Below are 5497 nucleotides of genomic sequence, written 5' to 3'. Positions count from 1 at the left end.
GAAAACGCCAAGGAGTCGCAAAGACCGTCGCGTCGTACCGAATTCCGTGAAGTGAAATACACAGACAAGACACCCGAACAGTGGCGCGAGCTTCTGGGGCATCCCAATCCGCAGGTGAGAGACCAGGCGATTGATGCCCTGATTCAATACGGTCCGGAGCAGGTCCCCTTCCTCGCCAAGATGGCGCAGGATCGCAGCAAACCCACGGCGCGGATGGCGGCGATCAGGGCCCTCGGTGCGTTTGGACCCCGCGCCGCCGCGGCAGTTCCTGTGATAGTGGCCGCGCTTCAGGATCAAACCTGGGATGGGCGGGATGTGGCCGCGGAAAGTCTTGGATTCATCGGTGATGCTTCTTTTGAGGTTGTCCACGCTCTGTGTGAAGCCCTGAAGGACGGCGATGAACGGGTACGCATGGCGGCTGCCCGGGCACTTGGCCGCTGCCGGGCGACGAGTAAAGAAGCCGTGGAAGCACTCACCGCTGCCCTTCAGGATGCCGATCCCAACGTGCAAATGGCGGCGGTGGAAGCGTTAGGAGAGCTTGGCCCCGCGGCCCAGTCGGCTGTGCCGCAATTGGAGGAACTGGCTCGTCACGGGACGCCTGTGCTGCAGGCAACCGTTCAGGAGGCTGTCAGCCGGATCACGGGGAGAAAAAGCTCGCCGCCATAGGGCGTGGACGGCGTGCAAGCGCTCATCAGTGGGCTCAATCAGTCCCAAGCGGTGCGATCTCAAAACACGGTTTCCGCCGCTTCGCGCTGCTCTTGTGGTGTGGGCTGCTCTTCACGCGGAATGATGGCCGGACGTTGAGGGCCGCGGAGAAATGCAGCGATGCCTTCTAGAATCAGCCAGACTGCCATGATCAGAACGATAACGGTTGTTACCCACAAGACGGTTTTTCCCTGCTGATAAAATCCAATCAGGCTGTAGATCATGGCGGCCCCGGTCATGAGGAGCATGAAAATCATCGGCACGAGCGTGAAGGCGTACATCCGCTGATTCTGATAGAGGTACACACTCACGATCAACAGGGCCAATCCGGCGAGAAGCTGGTTGGTCGTGCCGAACAGTGTCCAGAGGGCTTTCCCCGCAGGAACGACGGCAAAAAAGCCGATTCCCGCCACCGCCATGAGGGAGCCAAAGTATCGGTTGGCCAGAAACTTCAAACCCACAGCCTGGCAAAGCTCTTCCACGTTGAAGCGGAGCAGGCGGGTTGCGGAATCCAGCGTGGTGAGTGCGAACGCCGTGACGGTCACCGCAATGAATGTGGAACCGATACCAGTGGGAATTCCCAGGTGGGAAAGAATGTTGGCACTTCCCCGAACGACGGCGTTGAGCTGGGCGGCCAGCCCTGTGATACCGGTCCAGCTCGCATAAACACCCTTGTCGCTCCAGTCAAACTGGGAAAGGCCCGCAGTGCAAGCAACAATCACGAGTACGGCCAGCGCTCCCTCCACGAGCATGGCGCCATAGCCCACCAGAAGGGCATCCTTTTCCCGATTGAGTTGCTTGACGGTCGTTCCACTGGAGACCAGCGAATGAAAACCGCTCACCGCTCCACAGGCGATCGTCACGAAAAGAATGGGGATTAACGGCGGGGCTCCCGGGACGGTCGCACGGATCGCGGGGGCATCAATCTTCGCATATTCGCTGCCCACTGCCGTGGCGATCAGCAAACCGAGGAACAAGGCGATCAGAGCGAAATAGAGCTGGAAACTGTTGATGTAATCCCGCGGCTGAAGCAGAAGCCAGACGGGCAGCACAGACGCTAAAAAGGCATACAAAAGGAGTGTCCCGATCCACGCGTAATTGGCCCTGCCCAAAACAGTGTCGGGATCCTTGATGGACCCCAGTTCGCGAACGATATCTTCCCGGCCGTGGGCCTTGAAATAATCAATCGCAGCGGCCGCACCGTACGGACGGGAAAACCCTGGCCGTCCCATCGTCGGTTTCGCGTCCCGCGCTTCTTCCAGGGCCTGTCGCGTCTGGGGAGTGCACAGCCATTCATAGGTGAGGACGGGGTTCTTTTCCCCGAAGTAGATGAGGCCGGCAAACACGATAAGGGCGCCCACTGTGGCGGGAACCAGCGGAACTTTCAGCCGATAGACGGACAGCCCAAAAAGGATGGCCAGCAGCATCAGGCCGATCGAGGGAATAATCGCGTCCGGATTGTAGTTGAGGAACAAGTCGGCCAGCGTGTTGCAAAACGCGCCCATCGCCAGCGACATGAGGAAGAAAATGATCAGAAGCGAAAGCAGCCGGGCACGTGGGCCAAGCACGTAATACGCCACTTCGCCCACCGAACGCCCCCGATGCCGAAGACTCACCACAAGCGACCCCAGATCATGGACGGCACCGATCAGAATGGCTCCGAAAATGACCCACAGGACCGCCGGCAACCAACCCCAAATGACGGCCAGGGCGGGCCCCAGGATTGGTCCCAGACCCGCAATCGAAGCAAAATGATGGCCAAATAATACCGGTGTTTTCGCGGGACAGTAATCGATGCCGTCATACATCGTGTGGGCCGGGGTGGGACGATCGGGGTCGAGCTGGAACACCCGCCGGGCCAGAAATCGGCCGTACACCTGATAACCCAGGAAAAGCAGACTGAATGCCACCAAGACAACGACGACGGCCTGATCCAGCATGACAATCTCCCCTATCTGTGTTTGGTGTCGTCAACGGACAAGGAATGGTCGGCCGCATTTGGGTGCGAAGTGTAAACGGAAAAACGCTCAAATTTAGCATAAATCTCCGACCATCTTGCCGCAATATTTTCGTGGAATTGAAAGTGCGGCGGTCAGGATCTCCGTCATCCACCCGCAGCAACCACCGGAACCTGCACCGTGGTGCCCATGCGCCCTGTTAGCGGCTGGCTTTCTCGGGTCGTTCATTCGCCGAGGATGGCGTCCACCTGGAATTCCCCGTCGGCCGTGCCGCCTCCCGGATCGAGTCGCAGAGCCACGATAACTTGACCGTTCCAGTGAGGATGATCGGCCAGGCTGAGGCGATACTCGTGAAGCTGGCCGTCCGGCTCCACCGCGAAGCGGAGCGATTTTTCTTCATCGAAGGTTGGCGAACGCTCGGTCGTCCAGAAGAGCTGCGCCATTCTTCCGGCGGTGGTGCTCATCCTGATGACGACGGTCTTGTAAACCGCAGCCGGAACACGGAGGTTGGGTCGAATGATGTACGGATCAGGGCCCGTGATACGACCTGCAAGGATGCCGTCTTTGACCTCCAGGTCGGCCACATCGTGGGCGGCAATCCAGCCCTCCAGTCCTCCATCGAATGTGAACCTAAGCTGCGTCGCCAGCCGTGGAATGCGGTCCACGGTGCGCTGGACGGCCGGTTTGATGGAGACGGTCACCGGGCCCGTTGCTCCAACCTGAATCGTCAGGAGCGCGTTGCCGGGGTCATAGCACCAGGCAGAGCCGTCTTCCAGGTGAGGCTGATCGCTCGGGGGGATCCGCTCACCGTTGACGGCCACTTCCTGCGGCCCCGCGATGTTGGCGATCAACACCGGGCCGACTTCTCCGGGTGGAAACGCGATCTGAAATTCCAGGGTATCACCACTCAGGCGGACCCGGTCAATCGTTCCCTGGGAGGTGAGTGCGAACCGCTGATCGTTGGGCCCGGCGTAAACGGTGCGAGGTTCTTCGTCCCGTCCGATCAACTTGGTGATGCACCCAATGATTTGCCGGGGGGCGAAGACCCACGGACATTTCTCCCCGGTGATGGCGCTGATGTTGTCTGGCCAGAGGGCCACGTTCTCGCCCTCCTGGTCCTGCTGATGGATGGCGCTGTGGATGAGGATGGTGGCCACCTCCCTCCAGGGGAGACTCTGATCGTACTCCGCCAGTTTGAGAAGGGCGTTGGCGTAGCGCAGGCCGTTCCACTGAACAGGCCGCCCGAACCATGATCCGCGATACCATGTGGCGCCGAAGACGGGAATGCTGGCCCCCTGGAGAAACGGCTTTTGCGGATCGCTCCAGAAATAAACGAACGGCAATCCCCGCCTGGCCCAGAGAACGGCATCCTGAAGCCAGCGTTTCTCGCCGCTGACGCGATAAGCCTCGATGTAGGCGTCCACGGCATCGGCGGCGGCCAGGATGTCCGGCGTGTGCACGGGGACCTCCCACACCTGCGCCGCACGAGGAACGCGGAATTTTTCCATCAGCTCCAGCGTTTTCACCATCTCCTCGTAGAGGCGACGATCACCCGTGATGCGGGCGAAGGCCAGGATTTCGTAGGCATTGTGGGCACAGGTACCGACCTCCAGGGCATCATTGGGGCCGAGTTCCCGGTAGTCCATGCCGACGAAAGGTCCGCTGCCTGGCCGGTCGGCATCAAACCGCCAGCTTCCGTCCTCGCGCCGGGACGCCAGGAGTGCCGCCGCGCGACTTGCATTGGCCCAGACGCGGTCCGCCCGGCCACCGACGCGGAGCGCATCCAGGCGTGGCGGGAGCTTGAGTCGTTGGCAAACTTCTTTCACGCGGTCTTCGCAGCGACGTTTCAAACCCGGATCGCTGGTCAGCATGGCCCCAAGCACAAGGTCGGCGGCAAAATCGGGTGGCAGGGCCTGGTGGGAAAGGAGGGCGTTCCCTTTGGTGGTCCACCACTGACGGGTTTCCGGATCCCAAAGTGACTCCAGATAGGCCCGCGTGGAAAACTCGATTTCACCAGGCAGGGAGCTATGAGGCAAAGGATGGGCAGGGGCGATCCTGAGATTTTTCACGTAATCCGTGATGACGGCGAGGGCATCGCTGGCCTGACCATCGATCCAAAGTGCCGCACTCAAGGACAACTTCTCACCACCCTCCAGGCGATAGGGCTTTTCAGCCACCCGGCTGTTCATCGGTGTGTAATCCGGCACCGGCGGCAGGAAGAGTTCCATGAGGTGGCTCCGCTGATGATTGAAGCGGTCTGGGGAAGCGAAGGCAAATGCCGGGGGAAGCCGGTCGCCGATGGGACGATTTTCCCAAATCAGGCCCATCGTGCCGTGTGGCCCATGGATTCCCACTGCCGGAATGGTGATCATGTAAGGATGGACGACATAGCGCACGCGATCCGGATGATCTTCCGCAATGTCCAGGCTGTCGCTCGACAATTCGTCATCCACCAGCCATTCCAATCCAGGGAAAATGGCTTCGTCGCGCTCGTGGATATAGACCATGGGCAGTCCCCAGGCAAGGATGTCCACAGGTCGGTCGCTGACCAATTCGGACTCGACCGTGCAACCGCTGCTCTTCGGCCGCAGCGAGAATCTAACGTCCACTTTGAGCGTTGTTCCATCCGATGTTTTGACGGTACAGGGCAATACCAGGATGCCGGTGAGGGACCTTGGTACGGGGCCCGGTTCACAGGAGTCGGCGGCGAGCTGGTATTCTTCCACCTCGCCCCGGCTGTTGCGAATGACGAGCCGTCCCATGGAGACCAGCCAGCCAGCGACCTTCCAACCCTGGGGAGTTTTCACCTCGAGACGCCCGGCAGAAAATCGCTG

3 protein-coding genes are annotated in these 5497 nt (G+C 60.3%); 1 reads left to right on the top strand and 2 read right to left on the bottom strand.

Translation table 11 applies throughout. The features are described from left to right. Positions 1-666, top strand: a 666-nt coding sequence (locus H5U08_RS09155) for a HEAT repeat domain-containing protein (protein WP_297032359.1), incomplete at its 5' end; no start/stop codon positions are given. 59 nt (positions 667-725) lie between these two features. On the opposite strand, the gene H5U08_RS09150 is transcribed toward H5U08_RS09155, so the two are convergent. Both H5U08_RS09150 and H5U08_RS09145 read right to left on the bottom strand, forming a co-directional pair. Then, positions 726-2645 (bottom strand): carbon starvation protein A, encoded by a 1920-nt coding sequence (locus H5U08_RS09150; RefSeq protein ID WP_297032358.1) that lies wholly within the window; start codon positions 2643-2645, stop codon positions 726-728. A gap of 242 nt (positions 2646-2887) precedes the next feature. Further along, positions 2888-5497 (bottom strand): hypothetical protein (locus tag H5U08_RS09145; protein ID WP_297032357.1); only part of this gene is annotated, 2610 nt, incomplete at its 5' end.

It is taken from the genome of Thermogutta sp., from assembly GCF_014359955.1.
Classification (GTDB): domain Bacteria; phylum Planctomycetota; class Planctomycetia; order Pirellulales; family Thermoguttaceae; genus Thermogutta.
Note: the sequence above shows the minus strand (reverse complement) of the source record. Positions and strands in the feature narration are given on the sequence as shown.

What these genes read in the sequence shown, in the direction of transcription:
- H5U08_RS09150 (WP_297032358.1), bottom strand. Translation starts at nt 2,645, where the DNA reads ATGCTGGATCAGGCCGTCGTCGTTGTCTTGGTGGCATTCAGTCTGCTT.